The sequence below is a fragment of the Porphyrobacter sp. THAI-01a genome, assembly GCF_056868655.1.
The window spans coordinates 328,332-348,550 of record NZ_CP180579.1 but is presented as its reverse complement, the minus strand read 5'-3'; the positions used below and the strand labels follow the sequence as shown (position 1 = coordinate 348,550).

At 65.9% G+C, this 20,219-nt stretch carries 14 protein-coding genes, 1 tRNA gene and 1 pseudogene; 10 read left to right on the top strand and 6 right to left on the bottom strand.

The annotated features are described in order from the left end of the window. Positions 1–4 precede the first annotated feature (4 nt). The gene (phoU, locus tag ACMX37_RS01690; protein ID WP_483147238.1) at positions 5–670 is read right to left on the bottom strand and encodes a phosphate signaling complex protein PhoU; all 666 of its coding nucleotides are present in this window, start codon (positions 668–670) and stop codon (positions 5–7) included. Positions 671–835: 165 nt separating this feature from the next. Beyond that, on the bottom strand, positions 836–1,807 hold the full coding sequence (locus ACMX37_RS01685) for a complex I NDUFA9 subunit family protein (protein ID WP_483147237.1): 972 nt from the start codon (positions 1,805–1,807) through the stop codon (positions 836–838). 365 nt (positions 1,808–2,172) lie between these two features. Between ACMX37_RS01685 and ACMX37_RS01680 the strand changes: the two genes are divergently transcribed. Then, a tRNA-Leu gene (locus tag ACMX37_RS01680) sits at positions 2,173–2,259 on the top strand. Between the two features lie 707 nt (positions 2,260–2,966). Here the strand turns inward: ACMX37_RS01680 and ACMX37_RS01675 are convergent. The 4 genes and pseudogenes from ACMX37_RS01675 to rpoB all read right to left on the bottom strand — a co-directional run bounded on the left by ACMX37_RS01675 (position 2,967) and on the right by rpoB (position 13,551). Next, positions 2,967–4,325: a glutamate--tRNA ligase gene (locus ACMX37_RS01675; RefSeq protein ID WP_483147236.1), complete on the bottom strand. Its 1,359-nt coding sequence runs from the start codon at positions 4,323–4,325 to the stop codon at positions 2,967–2,969. A gap of 40 nt (positions 4,326–4,365) precedes the next feature. Then, entirely contained in the window at positions 4,366–4,806 is a 441-nt protein-coding gene (locus ACMX37_RS01670) for a DNA-directed RNA polymerase subunit beta' (RefSeq protein ID WP_483147235.1), read from the bottom strand. Between the two features lie 321 nt (positions 4,807–5,127). Then, positions 5,128–9,280 (bottom strand): annotated as a pseudogene (gene rpoC / locus ACMX37_RS01665) (DNA-directed RNA polymerase subunit beta'); the annotation flags it as partial. An 80-nt stretch (positions 9,281–9,360) separates the two neighbouring features. After that, complete coding sequence (rpoB, locus tag ACMX37_RS01660; protein WP_483147234.1) at positions 9,361–13,551, bottom strand: DNA-directed RNA polymerase subunit beta; 4,191 nt, start codon at positions 13,549–13,551, stop codon at positions 9,361–9,363. A gap of 427 nt (positions 13,552–13,978) precedes the next feature. On the opposite strand from rpoB, the gene ACMX37_RS01655 reads away from it, so the two are divergent. The 9 genes from ACMX37_RS01655 (at position 13,979) to ACMX37_RS01615 (ending at position 20,007) form a co-directional block, all read left to right on the top strand. Further along, positions 13,979–14,116 (top strand): hypothetical protein, encoded by a 138-nt coding sequence (locus tag ACMX37_RS01655; RefSeq protein WP_483147233.1) that lies wholly within the window; start codon positions 13,979–13,981, stop codon positions 14,114–14,116. 26 nt (positions 14,117–14,142) lie between these two features. Further along, a complete protein-coding gene (locus tag ACMX37_RS01650) occupies positions 14,143–14,691 on the top strand; it encodes a DUF2975 domain-containing protein (RefSeq protein WP_483147232.1) in 549 nt (182 codons plus the stop codon). Continuing rightward, positions 14,691–14,933, top strand: coding sequence for a helix-turn-helix domain-containing protein (locus ACMX37_RS01645; protein WP_483147231.1), 243 nt, complete (start codon positions 14,691–14,693; stop codon positions 14,931–14,933). Before ACMX37_RS01650 ends, ACMX37_RS01645 begins: the two co-directional genes overlap by 1 nt. A gap of 117 nt (positions 14,934–15,050) precedes the next feature. Then, positions 15,051–16,094 carry a 50S ribosomal protein L11 methyltransferase gene (locus tag ACMX37_RS01640; RefSeq protein ID WP_483147230.1) on the top strand — a complete coding sequence of 348 codons (1,044 nt, stop codon included), beginning with the start codon at positions 15,051–15,053 and terminating at the stop codon, positions 16,092–16,094. A 335-nt stretch (positions 16,095–16,429) separates the two neighbouring features. Next, positions 16,430–16,945 (top strand): 50S ribosomal protein L10, encoded by a 516-nt coding sequence (rplJ, locus tag ACMX37_RS01635; RefSeq protein ID WP_088912589.1) that lies wholly within the window; start codon positions 16,430–16,432, stop codon positions 16,943–16,945. A 72-nt stretch (positions 16,946–17,017) separates the two neighbouring features. Continuing rightward, the gene (gene rplL, locus ACMX37_RS01630) at positions 17,018–17,395 is read left to right on the top strand and encodes a 50S ribosomal protein L7/L12 (RefSeq protein WP_410178968.1); all 378 of its coding nucleotides are present in this window, start codon (positions 17,018–17,020) and stop codon (positions 17,393–17,395) included. Positions 17,396–17,488: 93 nt separating this feature from the next. Beyond that, complete coding sequence (locus tag ACMX37_RS01625; protein WP_483147229.1) at positions 17,489–18,139, top strand: hypothetical protein; 651 nt, start codon at positions 17,489–17,491, stop codon at positions 18,137–18,139. Positions 18,140–18,601: 462 nt separating this feature from the next. Continuing rightward, a complete protein-coding gene (locus ACMX37_RS01620) occupies positions 18,602–19,021 on the top strand; it encodes a curli assembly protein CsgF (RefSeq protein WP_483147228.1) in 420 nt (139 codons plus the stop codon). Between the two features lie 11 nt (positions 19,022–19,032). Next, complete coding sequence (locus ACMX37_RS01615; RefSeq protein WP_483147227.1) at positions 19,033–20,007, top strand: CsgG/HfaB family protein; 975 nt, start codon at positions 19,033–19,035, stop codon at positions 20,005–20,007. The last annotated feature ends 212 nt before the right edge of the window (positions 20,008–20,219 follow it).

Below are 20,219 nucleotides of genomic sequence, written 5' to 3'. Positions count from 1 at the left end.
AGGGCTATTCGCCGGTGAGCATGTAGGCGACGTCCCCGGCGATCTTGGTGGCGTAGTCGCCGACCCGTTCCAGCTGCTTGGCGATCAGGATCAGCTGGAGGCCGTCACCGCTGCCGAGGGTGCCTGCGTCCATCGCCGCGCGGCATGCACGGATCAGCGCATCGTTCATCGCGTTGAGCTCGGCGTCGGAGGCCATGACCTCGCCGGCAAGCTCCCGCGAACCCTCGTTGAAGCTGGCGATCGCCTTTGCCACCATCTCGCCGGCGTGCCGCTCCATTGCGCGAAGCAGCGGGAAACGCGGCCCCAGCACGGCGAGGTCGACCTCCTCGTGCCGCCGGGCAATGCGCTTGGCCTGGTCGCCGGTCCGCTCGAGCATCTTGCCGATCCGGATCGCGGCCATCAGGTAGCGCAGATCCTCCGCCATCGGCGCACGCGACATGATGATGAGCAGCGCCAATCTCTCGAGCGAGCGTTCGAGTTCGTCGATCGCCTTGTCCTGAGCCACCACCTGCATCGCCGCGACCCTGTCCGCCTTGCACAGGGCATGGAGCGCGCCGGACAGCATCGCCTGCGCCTCGTCGGCCATCCGGTTGATGATCGACCGGACTTCCGCAAGCTGCAGATTATACGAGGAAACCGTATGGGGACGGTCGATCACGGGGTGCGCCATCGCCAGATTATGACACTTTTCTTACAATGTGCAAGTTTTGTGACAGTTCTCCGCGAAGGCGTGCCCGACCGCCCGCCTACGGCAAGCCGTGGCAGGGGGATTGCACGCTCCTGTCGTGGCCAGTCAGGCCGGGGGGCGTCGGGCGGGAGGGAACCCCGCCGCGCCTTACGCCTTGTGCGCCTTGGCGCGCTCGTTCGCAGCGCCGAAGCGGCCGTGCTTGCGGTAGCGCAGCATCCACTTGTCGAGGAACAGGCCGAGCGGCCGCGCCTCGATCCCGAGGTCGGTGAGGCCGAGGACTCCCGGCGCGACCGTGCTGCCCGGCTTGAGGAGCGTCCATTGGTCACGGCTCATCGGCGTGCCGGGAAGCGCGGCGAAGGTCGCGGACAGGCCATCGGGCACGGCAAGGAAGGTGCGCTTGCGTCCCTGAGCGGCGGCGATGCGGCGGTGGATCTCCATCATCGAGAGCTGTTCCGGCCCGCCCAGCTCATAGGTCCGGCCGCCGTGCTGCTCGGGGTGTTCCAATGCGACCGCCACGGCCTCCGCGACATCGTCGGCATAGACCAGCTGGAGCTTCGCCTCGGGGCCGAACACGGGGAGGACGGGGAGCAGCTCGATCATTCCGGCGAAGAGGTTGATGAAGTTGTCGTCCTTGCCGAACACGATCGAAGGGCGCAGGATCGTCGCGCCCGGAAAGGCGGCGGCGACGTTGGCCTCGCCCGCGGCCTTGCCACGCGCATAGGCGGTGGGCGAGGCGGCATCGGCGCCGATCGCACTCACGTGCACCAGCGCGCGGATCCCGCATGCGGCGGAGAGGCGGGCGATGGTGCCCGGGGCCTCGCCCATCAGCTTGCCGAGATCGCCGCTGAAGGCGCCGACGAGATTGACCACATAAGACGCGCCCTCGAGCGCGGCGGCGACATGCTCCTCGCGGGTGATGTCGCAGGGCATGAGCTGGAGCTGGCCGAGGTTGGCGAGCGGCTTCAGGCTCTGCGCCTTGCCGGGCGCGCGGCTGGCAAGGCGCAGGCGGGCGCCGCGGGCGAGCAGGCTCTGGGCGACATAGTTGCCGATATAGCCGGTGCCGCCGAAGATCGTGACCAGCTGGCCGGACAGCGGGGAGGAGGTGGGGGAGGAGGGCATGAAGGTGCTCGCTCTGTGGCTTGGCGTTTCGGGGGTGCGCTTTGCGATAATGCGAGGCAAGAGGCAAGGGTTCCGGTGGGGCGCGAAGAGATGGGGGCGGCGACTCGGCGCACCACCTCGCCGGGGTGCCGACCGGAGCCACGACCCGCCCCGTCGCGCTTCCCCCCGGCCTCGCCCCTTCCGGATCGGTCCAGACCCCTGAACGCCCCCGATGGCACCCTGTGACCAACCGCCGCGAGGCGGATTTCACATGAAGCGCAACGAACGCAACTTGCCGCGAGGTTGGCATTGACAGCACCCCCCGCCCCCCGCTAGAGGCCCGCGCCTACCCAGCCTCCCGGCAGCGATGACCGGCAGGCATCCGTGCCCAGATGGCGGAATTGGTAGACGCACCGTCTTCAGGTGGCGGCGCTCGCAAGGGCGTGGAGGTTCGAGTCCTCTTCTGGGCACCATTTGTTCTTCTCAGAACATCCCGAAAAATGTATAAAAGCCGCAGAAATCCAAGGGAATTGGCCCTTGGATGGTCTCGGATCGTCCCAGCAAATCCCGGGCTTTCCGAACGGTTTTGCGGGCCTTTTGCGGGCTCATGTGAAAACCACATTGAGAAAAAGGCCCACACATGGCTCTGACCGAAAACAGGCTTCGGACGCTAAAGCCAAAGGACAAGTCGTACAAGGTCGCTGACCACCGCGGCCTGTATATTGAGGTGACCCCGTCAGGCGGCAATGCCTGACGCTGGGTCGAGACCTGCCGTCTTCGAGTGGCTGATCGATCGCCAGTTACCGTTTAGTCCTTCGCGAAACACGCGATCTACCAATGATTCTGATTGCTGGTCCCATCGGAATGAAGCTAAGCTGCCCTCATTTCCGGACAGCTGTTTCACTGCAGCGGCGGCCGAAAATACAGCTCCGAGTCCCTAAAAAGGCATCGAACCAGCACCTTAGTGAGTCCCTCTGGGCTTTTTCCGGTCCTTTCGAAAATCTTCCATCACGTAAGTGTCTGATTAAAAAGTGTCCAATATGGATTTTTCGAGTCCTCTTCTGGCACCGTTTTCCCGGCTGACCGGTGAAGTCCGATCGCCTGCTTCCGCAGCTTTCTGGTCCGGTGCGGGTTTGGATCGGATGGCGTTACCTCCGCGCCGGCGCCCGGCGTATCCCGTTCATTCTGCGGCGCGGGTCAGTCTTGCGCGGGCTTCGGTTTCTCCGATCAGCGGCAGCAGCTCACCCATGTCCGGACCGTGATCCATGCCGGTCAGCGCCTGCCGCAGCGGCAGGAACAGCGCGCGGCCCTTCCGCCCCGTGGCGTCCTTGAGCGCGGTGGTGAGCGCGGCCCACGGGTTGTCGCCCCAAGCGAGCGCTTGTGCGGCGGCGGCGAGGAAGGCCTTGTCCTCTTCAGCGAACTCCGGCTGGGTGATCGGACCGGTGACCAGCCGCCACCACTCCGCCGCCTCGCCGACATGGGCAAGGTTCGGGCGCACCGCGTGCCAGCCCGCCGCGTCCATGCCTTCGGGCAGACGCGCCGCGACCGCGTCGAAGGGCAGCTGGTGGACAATCCCGGCGTTGAGCCGCTCCAGATCCTCCTCGTCGAACTTCGCCGGCGCGCGGCCGAAGGTGGCGAGATCGAAGCTGGCGGTGAGCATAGCGCGATCGGCAATGGGTTCGACCGGCTGCGAGGTGCCGAGCCGCGCCAGAAGCGCGATGATCGCCTCGGGCTCGATCTCGCGCTCGCGGAAGGCGTCACAACCCAGCGATCCGAGGCGCTTCGAGAGCTTGCCCTCGCGCCCCACCAGCAGCGCCTCGTGAGCAAAAGCGGGCAGCGTTTTTGCTGCACCTTCTCCCGCAGCAAATCCTGCAGCATGAAGTGCGGTAAAGATTTGGATTTGCACCGCTGTGTTCGAGACGTGGTCCTCGCCGCGCAGCACCTGCGTCACGCCCATGTCGATGTCGTCGACGGCGCTCGGCATCATGTAGAGCCATGACCCGTCGGCGCGGCGGATGACGGGGTCGGAGAGCTGTGCCGGGTCGAATTTCTGGGTGCCGCGGATTCCGTCCTCCCAGCGGATCGGCTCGTCATGGTCAAGCAGGAAGCGCCAGTGCGGCCGGATGCCTTCGGCCTCCCTGCCCGCGCGCTCGGCCTCGGTCAGCGTTAGCGCGGCGCGGTCGTAGATCGGCGGCAGGCCGCGCGAGAGCTGGATCTTGCGTTTGACGTCGAGCTCCTGCGCGCTCTCGTAGCAGGGATAGAGGCGGCCCGCCGCGCGCAGTGCCTCGAAGGCTGCCTCGTAGCGGTCGAGCCGCGCCGACTGCCGCTCCTCGCGGTCCCAGCCGAGGCCGAGCCAGGCGAGGTCGGCGCGGATCGCCTCGACATATTCCTCGCGGCTGCGTTCAGCGTCGGTATCGTCGATGCGCAAGATGAAGGTGCCGCCCGCCCGCCGCGCGAGCATCCAGTTGTGGAGCGCGGTGCGGATATTGCCGACATGGAGCCGACCGGTCGGCGAGGGGGCAAAGCGGGTGGTGGTCATGGGCTGCGCGGTAGAGCGCCGCGCCCCTCGCCGCAAGCGGTCAGAGGGCGCGGAGCTCGGCGGCGGCGAGCGCGAGCGCGCTCTCCCACAGGCGGTGCGCGCGTTCGGCACAGACCAGCCCGTCAAGCGCCGCCTCGAAGCCGCGCCGGTCCCCCTCGGTCGCCGCGTCGACGAAGGCCCCGATGGTCGCCTCGTCATGGCTGAGCAAGCGGCAGCAGAAGCGCGAGACGGCGATGTTCTCGGGCCAGGTCGCGGCGATCGCCTGTGCGAGGATCAGCGCCTTGGCCGCGACCTCGACCGAGCCGAGCCGCGCCGCCAGTTCGGGCACCGGATCGCGGCCGACACGGTCATGCACCGCGATCAGCCGCAGGGCATGGATGAAGCGCCCCGCGATCGGCCCGAGCCTTTCCACCCGCGGCGGGACGGCGAGGGCCGCGATGGTCTTGCGGGCGGCGTCGGTGGGGGCTTTGGGGTCGGGCATCATACCTCGCTTAACGTCGGATAGGGTCATGCGTGCACGCCCCTTCTATTTAGTTGCGAGTGATTTGCAATATCGAAAAAGTATGCCTGAGACCAAAGAGAAACCCCGCCGGAGCATGGACTCCGGCGGGGCTGCTGATAGGCCGATAATGGCAGGCGAGGTCTTATTCCTCGCCGTCATCCTCGACGTCGGCTGCGGGGGCGGAGGCCGCCATCGCGGCCATCGCGGCCTTCATCTTCTCTTCCGAACCGATCGCGTCGGCGGCCGGTTCGACCTCGCGCTGGCCGGAAGCGGCAAGCGCATCCTGCTGGCGCTTCCACGCCGCCTTCAGCGCCGCATCGCGGCTGTTGGCGGTGACGCGCAGGCGGTTCATGCCCGCACCGGTCCCGGCGGGGATGAGACGCCCGACGATCACGTTCTCCTTGAGGCCGATCAGGGTGTCCTTCTTCCCTTCGACCGCCGCCTGCGTCAGCACGCGGGTGGTTTCCTGGAACGAGGCCGCCGAGATGAAAGAGCGCGTCTGGAGGCTCGCCTTGGTGATGCCGAGCAGCACCGGAGTGCCCTGCGCGGGCGCCTTGCCCTTGCCGCTCTGCATCAGCTTGGCGTTGATCTCGAGCATCTCGGCCAGATCGACCTGCTCGCCGGGCAGCAGGGTGGTGTCCCCGCCGTCTGTGATCTCGACCTTCTGCAGCATCTGGCGAACGATCACCTCGATGTGCTTGTCGTTGATCTTCACGCCCTGCAAGCGGTAGACTTCCTGGATCTCGTTGACGAGATATTCGGCCAGCGCCTCGACGCCCAGCACCTCGAGGATGTCGTGCGGGTTCGGCGAGCCGGAAATCAGGGTGTCACCCTTCTTCACGTAGTCGCCTTCCTGCACGTCAATCACCTTGGTCTTGGGGATCAGGTACTCGACGGGTTCACCCTCCTCGGGGATGATCGCGATCTTGCGCTTGGCCTTGTACTCGCGGACGAATTCAATCCGGCCGGAAATCTTGGCGATGATCGAGACGTCCTTGGGCATGCGCGCCTCGAACAGCTCGGCCACGCGCGGCAGACCGCCGGTGATGTCGCGGGTCTTGGCGGCTTCGCGGCTCGCACGGGCGAGAATGTCGCCCGCCTGCACCGTGTCGCCATCCGCCACCGAGAGGGTCGTGCCCGGGGCGAGCATGTAGCGCGCCGCCTCGGTCTCGCCGGTACCTTCGGCCAGAAGGGTCAGGCGCGGACGCAGGTCCTCCTTCTTCTTGCGGCCGGTGGCGCGGTTCTCGGTCACCACGCGCTGCGCGATCCCGGTGGCATCATCGACCTGCTCCTCGAGCGTGACGCCCTCGGCCAGATCCTGATACTTCACCACGCCCGATTGCTCGGTGATGATCGGCAGGGTGAACGGGTCCCACTCGGCGAGACGATCGCCGACCTTCACATGGTCGCCGTCCTTGAACTTGAGGACGGTCCCGTAGGGCACCTTGTGCATCTCGCGCTCGCGCCCTTCGGCGTCGATCACGGCCAGCTCGCCGTTGCGGGCGAGGCTGAGGATGCGGCCCTGCTTGTCGGTGATGGTCGGCATGTCGCGGTATTCGACACGGCCTTCCGAGATCGCCTCGAGGTGCGAGGTCTCGTTAAGCTGCGCCGCGCCGCCGATGTGGAAGGTCCGCATCGTCAGCTGGGTGCCGGGCTCGCCGATCGACTGCGCCGCGATGACGCCCACCGCTTCGCCGATGTTCACCGGGGTCCCGCGGGCGAGGTCACGGCCGTAGCAGGTCGCGCAGACGCCCTGTTCGGCTTCGCAGATCAGCGGCGAGCGGATCTTGGCCGACTGGACTTCCGCCGCCTCGATCGCCTTGACCATCGCTTCGTCGAGCAGGGTGCCCGCCGGAACGATGACTTCGCCGGTCGCCGCGTTGACGATGTCTTCCGCGACCGTGCGGCCGAGGATGCGCTCGCCGAGCGAGGCGATCACCGAACCGCCCTGCACGATGGCGCGCATTTCGAGCGCGTTCTGGGTGCCGCAATCTTCCTCGACGATGACGCAGTCCTGCGACACGTCGACCAGACGGCGGGTCAGGTAACCCGAGTTCGCGGTCTTCAGCGCGGTGTCCGCGAGGCCCTTGCGGGCGCCGTGGGTCGAGTTGAAGTATTCAAGAACGGTCAGACCTTCCTTGAAGTTCGAGATGATCGGGGTCTCGATGATCTCGCCCGAAGGCTTGGCCATCAGGCCGCGCATCCCCGCGAGCTGCTTCATCTGCGCCGGGCTACCACGGGCACCCGAGTGGCTCATCATGTAGATCGAGTTGATCTGGGCTTCCTTGCCCGTCTCGGGATCGATCGGCTGGGCCTTGATCTCGGCCATCATCGCGTCGGCGACCATGTCACCGCACTTCGACCAGGCGTCGATCACCTTGTTGTACTTTTCCTGCTGGGTGATGAGACCGTCCTGGTACTGCTGCTCGTAACCGGCAACCAGCTCCTTGGTCTCCTCGACCAGCTTCTCCTTGGCGTCGGGGATGATCATGTCATCCTTGCCGAAGCTGATCCCGGCCTTGAACGCGTGGCGGAAGCCCAGCGCCATGATGGCGTCGGCGAACAGCACCGTGTCCTTCTGGCCGGTGTGGCGGTACACCTGGTCGATCACGTCGCCGATCTCGCGCTTGGTGAGCAGGCGGTTGATGATGTCGAAGGGCACCTTGTGGTTCTTCGGCAGGCACTCGCCGATCAGCATGCGGCCCGGCGTGGTGACGAAGCGCTTCATCTCCACGTTGCCGTTCTCGTCGGCCTGCGGAACGCGGGCGATGATGCGGGTGTGGAGCGTGACCGCCTTCGTTTCGAGCGCCTGGTGCACTTCGGCCATGTCGGCAAAGCGCGGGAGCTTTTCGATCTTGGTGCCGTCGGATTCCTCGATGAATTCGGGGTGCTTCTCCTGCCGCTCCATCGAGAGGTAGTAGATCCCCAGAACCATGTCCTGCGAGGGCACGATGATCGGCTTGCCGTTGGCGGGCGAGAGGATGTTGTTGGTCGACATCATCAGCACGCGCGCTTCGAGCTGGGCTTCCAGCGACAGCGGCACGTGGACCGCCATCTGGTCACCGTCGAAGTCGGCGTTGAAGGCCGAGCAGACCAGCGGGTGCAGCTGGATCGCCTTGCCCTCGATCAGCACGGGCTCGAAGGCCTGGATGCCCAGACGGTGCAGCGTCGGCGCGCGGTTCAGCAGCACCGGGTGCTCGCGGATCACCTCGTCGAGGATGTCCCAGACTTCCTTGCGCTCCTTCTCGACCCACTTCTTGGCCTGCTTGAGGGTCATGGAGAGACCCTTGGCATCGAGGCGGGCGTAGATGAAGGGCTTGAACAGCTCGAGCGCCATCTTCTTGGGCAGGCCGCACTGGTGCAGCTTGAGTTCCGGACCGGTCACGATCACCGAACGGCCCGAATAGTCGACGCGCTTGCCGAGCAGGTTCTGGCGGAAGCGGCCCTGCTTGCCCTTGAGCATGTCGGACAGCGACTTCAGCGGACGCTTGTTGGCGCCGGTGATGACGCGGCCACGGCGACCGTTGTCGAACAGGGCGTCGACCGCTTCCTGCAGCATGCGCTTTTCGTTGCGCACGATGATGTCGGGCGCGCGCAGCTCGATCAGGCGCTTCAGACGGTTGTTGCGGTTGATGACGCGGCGGTAGAGGTCGTTCAGGTCCGAGGTCGCGAAGCGGCCCCCGTCGAGCGGCACCAGCGGGCGCAGTTCGGGCGGAATGACCGGGATCACCTCGAGGATCATCCATTCCGGACGGTTGCCGGATTCGATGAAGCTCTCGACGACCTTCAGGCGCTTGATGATCTTCTTGGGCTTGAGCGCCGACTTGGTGGTGGCGAGCTCGTCCATCAGCGCTTCGCGCTCGGCTTCGAGGTCGAGCTGCATCAGCATGGTGCGCACGGCTTCCGCGCCGATGTCGGCGGTGAAGGCGTCCTCGCCATATTCGTCCTGCGCTTCGAGGAGTTCATCCTCGGTCAGCAGCTGGTACTTTTCGAGCGGGGTGAGGCCCGGCTCGGTGACGATGTAGCTTTCGAAGTAGAGCACACGCTCGAGCTGCTTCAGCTGCATGTCGAGCAGCAGGCCGATGCGCGAGGGCAGCGACTTCAGGAACCAGATGTGCGCGACCGGCGCGGCCAGTTCGATGTGGCCCATGCGCTCGCGGCGGACCTTGGTCACGGTGACTTCGACGCCGCACTTTTCGCAGACGACGCCCTTGTACTTCATGCGCTTGTACTTGCCGCACAGGCACTCGTAGTCCTTCACGGGGCCGAAGATGCGCGCGCAGAACAGCCCGTCACGCTCCGGCTTGAAGGTGCGGTAGTTGATCGTCTCGGGCTTCTTGATCTCGCCATAGGACCACGAGCGGATGCGCTCCGGCGAGGCGATGCCGATCTGGATCTGGTCGAAGGTTTCGGGCTTCGCCAGCTGGTTGGTGAATTTGGTCAGGTCGTTCATGACTGTGTTCCCTTAGGGGGATGAAATTCGTTTGCGGCGGTGGCGGGGGGCCCCGATTATCCTCGCGGCCCCCGCGCCCCTTATTCCGCTGCCTCCAGCATCTCGCCGTCGTCGTCCTCGTCGAGGATCGACTTCAGTTCGACGTTGAGGCCGAGGCTGCGCATTTCCTTCACGAGCACGTTGAAGCTCTCGGGAATGCCGGCCTCGAAGGTATCGTCGCCCTTGACGATCGCTTCGTAGACCTTGGTGCGGCCGACCACGTCGTCGGACTTCACCGTCAGCATTTCCTGCAAGGTGTAGGCGGCACCGTAAGCCTGGAGCGCCCAGACCTCCATTTCCCCGAAGCGCTGGCCGCCGAACTGCGCCTTGCCGCCCAGCGGCTGCTGGGTGACGAGCGAGTAGGGGCCGATCGAACGGGCGTGGATCTTGTCGTCGACGAGGTGGTGGAGCTTCAGCATGTAGATGATGCCCACGGTCACCTTGCGGTCGAAGGCCTCGCCGGTGCGGCCGTCATAGAGGACGCTCTGGCCCGAGCTGTCGATCCCCGCCTTGACCAGCATGTCCGAAACGTCCGCCTCGCGCGCGCCGTCGAACACCGGGGTCCCCATCGGCACGCCGGCCGAGAGGTTGCCCGCGAGTTCCACGATATCCGCAGTCGAGCGGCTCTCGAGGTCCTCGACATACTGCTCGCCGTAGATGTCCTTCAGACGCTCGAGCACCGCGGCAGGCGGGGCGACGTTCGCGTAGTCGGACGCGGCGTTCGGATTGGCGGCGCGCCATTCCTCCAGCATGCCCTTGATCTCGTGACCGAGCGCGCGGGCTGCAAAGCCGAGGTGCGTCTCGAAGATCTGCCCGACGTTCATGCGCGAAGGCACGCCCAGCGGGTTGAGCACGAGGTCGACCGGGGTCCCATCCTCTAGGAACGGCATGTCCTCGACCGGCAGGATGCGGCTGATGACACCCTTGTTCCCGTGACGGCCGGCCATCTTGTCGCCCGGCTGCAGCTTGCGCTTCACCGCGACGAAGACCTTGACCATCTTGAGCACGCCCGGAGCCAGCTCGTCACCACGCTCCAGCTTCTCCTTGCGGTCGTGGAACTTGGCGTCGATCAGCGCGACAGCTTCGTCGTACTGGCTCTTCACGGCTTCGATCTGCGCCTGACGGCTGTCATCGGCGACCGCGAACTTGAACCATTCGTGGCGATCGACGTCCTCGAGCACCTCTTCGGTAATCTCGATGCCCTTCTTCAGGCCCTTCGGCGCAGCCGAAGCGGTCTGGCCGAGGAGCATGTCACGCAGGCGGTTGTAGGTCGCGCGGTTGAGGATGTTGCGCTCGTCCGCGGCGTCCTTGCGCAGGCGTTCGATTTCCTCGTTCTGGATTGCGCGGGTACGGTCGTCGATCTCGATCCCGTGACGGTTGAACACGCGCACTTCAACGACCGTGCCGGCCACGCCCGGGGGCAGACGCAGCGAGGTATCGCGCACGTCGCTCGCCTTTTCGCCGAAGATCGCGCGCAGCAGTTTCTCTTCGGGGGTCATCGGCGATTCACCCTTGGGAGTGATCTTGCCGACGAGGATGTCGCCCGGGTGCACTTCTGCACCGATGTAGACGATGCCCGCCTCGTCGAGGTTGCGCAGGGCTTCCTCGCCGACGTTCGGGATGTCGCGGGTGATATCCTCCGGCCCGAGCTTGGTGTCGCGGGCCATGACCTCGAACTCCTCGATGTGGATCGAGGTGAAGACGTCGTCCTTCACGATGCGTTCGCTGATCAGGATCGAGTCTTCGTAGTTGTAGCCGTTCCAGGGCATGAAGGCGACGAGGCTGTTCTTGCCCAGCGCCAGCTCGCCGAGGTCGGTCGACGGGCCATCGGCGATGATGTCGCCGGCCTCGATCACATCACCCACCTTCACCAGCGGACGCTGGTTGATGCAGGTGTTCTGGTTCGAACGCTGGAACTTCTGGAGCGTGTAGATGTCGACGCCCGACTGGCCGGGTTCGACATCGCCGATCGCGCGGATCACGATGCGGGTCGCGTCGACCTGATCGACGATCCCGCCGCGCTTGGCCGCGATCGCAGCGCCGGAATCGCGCGCCACGGTCTCTTCCATGCCGGTGCCGACCCACGGCGCTTCCGCCTTCACGAGCGGCACGGCCTGACGCTGCATGTTCGAGCCCATCAGCGCGCGGTTGGCGTCGTCGTTTTCCAGGAAGGGAATGAGCGAGGCCGCAACCGAGACGAGCTGCTTGGGGCTGACGTCCATCAGCGTGATGTGCTCGCGCGGGGCCATCAGGTTGTCACCGTTGTGACGCGCCGACACCAGCTCTTCCACGAAGCTGCCGTCTTCATTGAGCTCGGCCGAGGCCTGCGCGACGGTGTGCTTCTGCTCCTCCATCGCCGACAGGTAGATCACGTCGCCCGTGACCTTGCCGTCGATGACCTTGCGGTAGGGGGTCTCGATGAAGCCGTACTTGTTGACGCGGCTGAAGCTCGCCAGCGAGTTGATCAGACCGATGTTCGGGCCTTCCGGCGTTTCGATCGGGCAGATGCGGCCATAGTGCGTCGGATGAACGTCGCGCACTTCGAAGCCGGCGCGCTCGCGGGTCAGACCACCCGGCCCGAGCGCCGAGACGCGGCGCTTGTGGGTGACTTCCGAGAGCGGGTTGGTCTGGTCCATGAACTGCGAGAGCTGCGAGGAACCGAAGAACTCGCGCACCGCGGCCACGGCGGGCTTGGCGTTGATGAGGTCGTTCGGCATCACGGTCGACACGTCGACCGAGCTCATGCGCTCCTTCACGGCGCGCTCCATGCGCAGCAGGCCGACGCGGTACTGGTTCTCCAGCAGCTCGCCCACCGAACGCACGCGGCGGTTGCCGAGGTTGTCGATGTCGTCCACTTCGCCCTTGCCGTCCTTGAGGCCGACGAGCTCCTTCACCACCGCGAGGATGTCTTCCTTGCGCAGCGTGGTGACGGTGTCCTCGCACTCGAGGCCGAGACGCATGTTGAGCTTCACGCGGCCCACGGCCGAGAGGTCATAGCGTTCGGCATCGAAGAACAGGCCTTCGAACAGCGCCTCGGCGGTTTCCTTCGTCGGCGGTTCGCCCGGACGCATGACCTTGTAGATCGCCTCGAGGCCCTCGTCGCGGTTCTCGGCCTTGTCGGCCTTGAGCGTGTTGCGGATCCAGGGGCCGGTGTTGATCTCGTCGATGTCGAGCAGCGGCAGGCGGTCGACGCCGGCCTTGTCGAGGGTCTCGACGTGCTCGAGAGTCACTTCATCGCCCGCTTCGATGTAGATGCGGCCGGTGCTCTCGTCGATCATGTCGGCGGCGGCATAGCGGCTGACGACTTCCTCGGTGGGAAGCAGCAGTTCGGTCAGGCCGTCCTTGGCGGCCTTGTTGGCCGCACGCGGGCTGATCTTCTGGCCGGCGGGGAAGATTTCCTCGCCGGTGGCGGCATCGACCAGCGGGAAGGCCGGCTTGGCGCCGCGCCACTGTTCGGCCACGAAGGGGATCTTCCACCCGTCCTTGGCGCGCTCCCAGGTCACGGTGTTGTAGAAATAGCCGAGGATGTCCTCGGCATCGAGGCCGAGGGCATAGAGCAGCGCGGTGACCGGCAGCTTGCGCTTGCGGTCGATGCGGACGTTGACGATGTCCTTGGCGTCGAACTCGAAATCGAGCCACGAGCCGCGGTAGGGGATCACGCGCGCGGCGAACAGCAGCTTGCCCGAGGAGTGGGTCTTGCCGCGGTCATGGTCGAACAGCACGCCCGGCGAACGGTGCATCTGCGAGACGATCACGCGCTCGGTGCCGTTGATGATGAAGGTGCCGTTCTCGGTCATGAGCGGCATGTCGCCCATGTAGACGTCCTGCTCCTTGATATCGAGGACGGAGCGGGTTTCGGTTTCCGAGTCCACCTCGAACACGATGAGGCGCAGGGTCACCTTCATCGGGGCGGCATAGGTGATGCCGCGCTGACGGCACTCGGTGGTGTCGTACTTGGGCTCCTCGAGTTCGTAATGCACGAAATCGAGCTCGGCGGTGCCGGCAAAGTCGCGGATCGGGAAGACCGAACGCAGGGTCTTCTCGAGGCCCGAGACATAGCCCGTGGCCTTGTCCGAGCGCAGGAACTGCTCGTAGCTTTCGCGCTGAACCTCGATCAGGTTCGGCATCTGCACCACTTCGTGGATGTCGCCGAAGATCTTGCGGATGCGCTTCTTGGCGGTCCCTTGCGCCTTGCGGCTGCGGGTGACGGGCGGCTTCGCCTTGGTGGCCATGGAGGGGTCGTGCCTCTTCAATTGGGCCGCGCGAGAGGTGCTCGCGCGGACGGGAAAAATCGCTTCGTTCCACGCGAAAGGGGGGCCATGTGCAACGCGCAAAAGCCGCATGCCCAACTCCGCCTTTCAAGCGGTGCCGGCAGCAGCCTCCCAATGTGCGTCGCGATAAATGGCCTGTCGCCGCTTCCATCCGGTGACCGATCCCCGCGCATGAATCGGTCTTGCTCGAAGCGGGCAAGAGCGCGCGATGTAGGAGCGCCCCCCGGCGATGTCAATGCGGGTGCGCCCGGTGGAGCGCCGGCGCTAAGACCTTACCGCAAAACGACGCGGCCAATATCGTTTTTCAATATTATTGATTGACGATAAGCCGCGACTCGGTTTAGACACTCCTTATCGAATCACGATGTGCCCCCGAAAGGAAAACGATATGACCCGCTTCCAGAACACGGCCTTCGCCGCCATTGCCGCTCTCGCCCTCTCGCTCGCGTCGATCGGCGCGATCGTCACCGTCCCGCCGGCCGAGGCCGCCGTGCCGGCCGCGATCGACCTGCCGTTCATCGCCTGACCCGCGATCCGCCAAGGAGACCCGCCATGAACGCTCCCGGAAACGACCTGCTGCTGTTGTCAGGCAAGGTCGTGACGATCCTGCTCCAGGCGGCAATGGCCGTCGGCGCCCTTGCCCTCGCCATCGCCGTGCCGGCCCTGATCTTCTTCGAGGACGCGGTGCTCGAAGGGGTCAGGGCGGGCAGCCCGATGCCGCTCGGCGAAATCCCGATGCTGCCGCTGATCGGGCTGCTGGGCATCATGTTCATGATCCTCGCGGCGCTGTTCGTGTTCTTCGGCAAGCTGCGCGCGATCATCGACACGGTGGGCGCGGGCGATCCCTTCGTCCCGGTCAATGCCGAGCGGCTGAGCGCGATGGCCTGGCTGCTGCTCGCCTCGCAACTGCTGACCTGGCCGCTGGTCGCGCTGGCGCTGGTGATCGCCGAGTGGGCGCAGGAGCTCGACGATGTCGACCTGCGGCTAGAAGGCGACGCCTTCGACATCACCGGCATCCTCATGGTGCTCGTCCTGTTCATCCTCGCCCGGGTGTTCCGCCACGGCGCGGCGATGCGCGAAGATCTGGAAGGGACCGTGTGATGCCCCCCAGCATGGACGACATCGAAGGAGCCCGCATCATGGTCAAACTGGACGACCTGCTCTACGCCCGCCGCATGACGCTGACCGAACTGGCCGAGCGCGTGGGCCTCACCCTCGCCAACCTGTCGATCCTCAAGACCGGCAAGGCCAAGGCGATCCGCTTCTCCACCCTCGCCGCGATCTGCCGAGAACTGGAGTGCCAGCCGGGCGACCTGCTGGGATACCGGACCGAGGAGGGCTGACCGCCCCCGCCACACCGGCAAGGCCCGCCCCCTCCGGCGGGCCTTGCTGCTTTGGCTATTCACTCCGTCCCGCGCCCGTGCCATGGCGCAACCTGACAGCGCCAGGGGGCAGTGAGCATGAACAGGACGACGCGCGCGGATGAGGCAGACGTCTTCGACCGGCCGGAGATCTTCCTGTCGCTCGGCCTCTCGCTCATCGAAAAGGGCAAGGGCGCCGCGGTCGAGACGCTGATCGCCGAGACGCTCGCCCGCCAACCCGGATCGGCGCTTTACGAGAATGTCGCGCGCCTTATCCGCACGCGCAAGGTCCCGGGCTGGCATGCGGCAATGCTGCGCGACGAGGCTCGCAACGCGGCCTACCGCAGCGCGATCGAGGCCGCCGCCCCCGGCCGAGTGGTGCTCGACATCGGCACGGGATCGGGCCTGCTGGCGATGATTGCCGCGCGCGCGGGTGCAGCCAGGGTGATCGCCTGCGAGGCCAATGCCCTGGTCGCCGAAGCCGCGCGCCGGATCGTCGCCGCCAACGCGCTCGATGACGTGATCACGATCCACGCCTGCCACTCGGGCGAACTCAAGCGCAGCGCGATCGCCGAGGCCGGGGCCGATCTGGTGATGTCCGAGATCTTCTCCGCCAACCTCGTGGGCGAGGGCGTGCTCAACGCGCTCGATCATGCCCGCGCCGAACTCGCCGCGCCCGGCGCCCTGTTCCTGCCGGAAGCCGCCAGCCTGCGCGTGGCACTGGCCGAACTGGAAGGCCTGGCGCCCCCGCCGCAACTGGTCGAGGGCTTCGACCTCGGCGACTTCGCCAGCCTGTTCCGCCCGACCGGCAGCGTCGAGACCAGCTGCGCCGGCCTGACCTTGCGCAGCCTTCCCGCGGATCTCGTGCGGTTCGACTGGAGCGGCCCCGATCCCGTGCCCGTCACCGGCACGGGACGCGCCGAACTGGTCGCCACCGGCGGTCCGGCGAACATCATCGCCCAGTGGCTGCACATCGATTTCGGCGGCGGCGTCACCTACGAGAACGCGCCCTTCTCCCCGACCACGGAACACTGGCCGGTCCAGTATTCCCAGCTCCCCGATCCGCTCATGACGACCGGCGGGACGCGCCACGCCGTCCATGCCTTCTACCATACCGAGGCGCTCTCGCTGTGGGCCGACTAGGCCGCGCGTCGCAGGGTTTCGCTTGACTCTCGGCGCCGATCGCCTAGAGGCCCGCCCCGACCGGCGGGCCTCGTGCCTTTGCCGCGTCATCCGTCCGAGACAGTTGGTGACCGGGATCTGCCGGTCTTAATGTCCAGCCTAGACGGGGAAACGAGATTTTCGCGAGGGGCCCACGTCAACGTGGACGCCTTGCACGTGCCTGATGGCACACCCTCCTTCCCTATCGACGGACTCGCCCGCGCGTCGGAGCCGCATGGCTTCCGCGCGCGGACACAACGTAGCCGGTCGCGACCGGGGAGCCATTCCCGCCGCGATCAAATGTGAAGGAGTATGGCATGGATCGTTCGCAGAAAGCCGACGCGGTTGCCCAGCTCAATGCGGTCTTCTCAGAGGTCGGCGTGGTGGTCGTCACCCGCAACCTCGGCATGACGGTGGCCCAGTCCACCGACCTGCGCGGGAAGATGCGCGAAGCTGGTGCGTCCTACAAGGTTGCGAAGAACCGTCTCGCCAAGCTCGCCCTCGAGAACACCGACTATGTCGGGCTCGGTGACATGCTCACCGGCCCGGTCGGGCTGGCCTGGTCGAAGGACCCGGTCGCGGCTGCCAAGGCCGCTGTCGATTTCGCCAAGTCGAACGACAAGCTCGAAATCGTAGGCGGGTCGCTGGGTTCGGTCGTGCTCGACGAAGCCGGCATCAAGGCGCTTGCCACGATGCCCAGCCTCGACGAGATGCGCGCCAAGCTCATCGGTCTGGTCAACGCCCCGGCGACGAAGATCGCCCAGGTCGTCACGGCCCCCGCTGCCAAGGTCGCCCGTGTTTTCGCCGCCTATGCGGAAAAGGACGCAGCGTAAGAGACGCTTTTCGCCAGACGAAACAATCTGTTGGGACACATTCGTCCCGCCACAATTTTGGAGTGAACCATCATGGCCGATATTGCCAAGCTTGTTGAAGAACTGTCGCAGCTGACCGTGCTCGAAGCTGCCGAACTCGCCAAGGCGCTTGAAGAAGCGTGGGGCGTTTCCGCTGCTGCCGCGGTTGCCGTGGCTGCTGCCCCGGGCGGCGCTGCCGATGCCCCGGCTGCCGAAGAGCAGACCGAATTCGACGTCATCCTGACCGGCGACGGCGGCAAGAAGATCCAGGTCATCAAGGAAGTCCGCGCCATCACCGGCCTCGGCCTGACCGAAGCCAAGGCGCTCGTCGAAGGCGCGCCGAAGGCCGTCAAGGAAGGCGTGTCGAAGGCCGAAGCCGAAGACATCAAGAAGAAGATCGAGGAAGCCGGCGGCACCGTCGAGCTCAAGTAAGCTCTTCGTCGCCGATCTTTCGGATCGACGCAAATGGGGCGGCGCCAGCGATGGCGTCGCCCTTTTTTTACCTGTTTGCCGTAGCTTGCCGCCATGCGCAGCGAACGGGAAAAGCAGATCTTCCGCGAGACCCAGGGGGCGAGGATCTCGCGCTGGATCCGCGACAGCGAGGCCGGGTGGCTGTTCTACGGCCCCGGCGGCGCCCCGTTCCACATCCTCTCCGACGAGGCGGCGAGGCTCGAGGCCGAGGGAAACGCCATCGTCGAGCGCCTGCTGGGACCGGGCTTCGTGGCCCTGCCCCGTCAGGGCACGATCATCGCCGCGGTGATCGGGGTCCCGCTGCTGCTCGGGTGGTTCCTGCCTTCGCACATCAGCGGCATAGCCATGCCCGCGGCGCTGCTCTTGATGATCGTGCCGCTGCTGGCGCTCAACATCGCCAATGACGCGGCTTACGAGATCGCCTTGCGGCGCTGGCGGCGCGGCGTAGCGGCGCGGCTGGCGGCAAGCCAGCGCGGCAGGGTGCCGGTGCCCGTCGCCGAGAAGCATCGCCGCTACAACATCTTCCTCGTCATCTGCATTGCCGCGACCATCGGGATGCTGGGCACCACCGGCCTGATGGTGGCGGGGGTGCTGGGCGAGAGCTTCTACCTTCTCCAGATCGCCTTCGTGGTGCTGGCACTGGCCGTGAGCCCGGCCGCGCGCCGGGTCGATGACACCCATCGTCGCCGCAAGTGGCTCGATTGAGGCGGTCGCCCGTCGCCCCCGGGAGACGGAATCGGCCGCGAGTCGCAGGCCGAGTCGATCCTTTGGGATGAGCTGGAAGCGCCACTGACCGGTGCCGCAAGGCGCTATATAGGTTATCCAAAGCCGCGAAATTCATCGCGAGCGCAGCACGTCCGGGCGACCGGTCTCGCCGCTTCCGAAGCCCCCTTCCGATCGCTGCGGCAAACGTTCTCATCCGCAGGATTCCGCGACTTGCGGCAGGTTGCTGACATCTCCGCGCAACCCTGGAGCTGGGTGAGAAATGCAGACTTTGCAACCGTCTAGGAACCGGACGATTCCGCGCTGTAATGGTTAAGTTACTTTACAGCCTGTTAATAACACCTAACATCAGGCCATCGAGTCGCCGAGTCGGCAACGGCTTGGAACGTCAATGGGGTAGATAACCCAGGTACGTTCCACGGGTTCGAACTTGGGGGGGATTAGATGCACGTTTTCAAGGCAGGTCTGCTGGTTTGCGCCCTATGGTGCGGCGCGCCCCTGGCAGCGCAGGATCTGGTGCACGAGCCGATCAGCCCCACCTTCGGGGGCAACCCGTTCAACTCGCAGCACGTCCTGGGCGTTGCTAACGCCAACAACGACTTCCGCGACCCGCGTGCCACCAGCAGCAATTCGCAGGCCGATATCTTCGCCCGCCAGCTGCAGTCCCGCCTGCTTTCCGCGCTGTCCTCGCAGATCGTCGACGCGATCTTCGGCGACAACCCGCAGGAAAGGGGCACGATCAGCTTCGGCGGCCAGACGATCGAGTTCTTCCGCACGCTCGAAGAGGTCACGCTGATCATCCGCAATGACACCACGGGCGAGGAAACCCGCATCGTCGTGCCCCTGTTCATCGAAGTCGACTGATGGCGATGGACATGCGCAAGCTTCTTCCCCTCTCGCTGACGGCACTGGCCCCGCTCGCGCTGGCAGGCTGCATGAGCGCGCCGCACGATGGCCGCAGCTCGCTGCCGACGACCACCAGCCTCGCCTATTTCCCGAAGAAGACCCAGACCCAGAACCTGCTCCAGCAGCTTCCCGCGCCGCAGCGTCCGGTGGCGATCGCGGTCTACGGCTTCACCGACCAGACCGGCCAGTTCAAGCCGAGCGCGCAGGGCCAGACCCTGTCGCGCGCGGTCACGCAGGGCGCGGGCTCGATGCTGGTCAAGGCGCTGCAGGACGCGGGCAACCGCGGCTGGTTCACCGTGGTGGAGCGCGAGCGGCTCGACAACCTTCTGAAGGAACGCCAGATCATCGGCGAGATGCGCAAGCGTTATCTCGGCGAACAGGAAGTCGATCCCAACGCCCTGCCCGCGCTGCTGTTCGCAGGCGTGCTGCTGGAAGGCGGGATCGTCGGCTACGACACCAACACCGTCACCGGCGGGGCGGGTGCGGCCTTCCTCGGGATCGGCGCGCGCACCGAATACCGCCAGGACACGGTCACCGTCTATCTGCGCGCCGTCTCGGTGCGCACCGGCGAGGTGCTCGCCAACGTCACCGCCTCCAAGACCATCGCCAGCCAGGCGCTCGGCGCCAGCGCCTTCAAGTTCGTGGCCTTCCGCGAACTGCTCGAGGCCGAGGCCGGGATCACCTCCAACGAGCCCGATCAGGTCGCGCTGCAGCAGGCGATCGAGAAGGCGGTCTATGGTCTCGTGCTCGAGGGCGTGGAGCTCGACCTGTGGCGGTTCGACGACATGTCGGCCGCCCAGCCGCTGCTCGCCGCCTATCGCGCCGAGCGGGACGGGGTTTACGATGCCAGCGACATCCAGAAGGCGGTCAAGCGGGCAGGCTCGCTCACCGCACTGACGGTGGTCGATGGCGACAAGGACAAGGACCGGCGCGACGGATCGTGACGCCGGAGGGAGTTTCCCGGGGGGGCCGCAGGCTTTGACGGGATAGACCAGAGAGCGCGAAAAGCGCCGACTGGGCCGCAAAAACAAAGCACGCAAAGGAGCGGCAACTCCGATGCGCGCGAGGAAAAGGTATGCGATCACCTGTACGACCCGGCGTCTAGACGCGCCGTGGCCGATGCTCGGTATCGCCTATCGTCAAGGCGGATGCAACC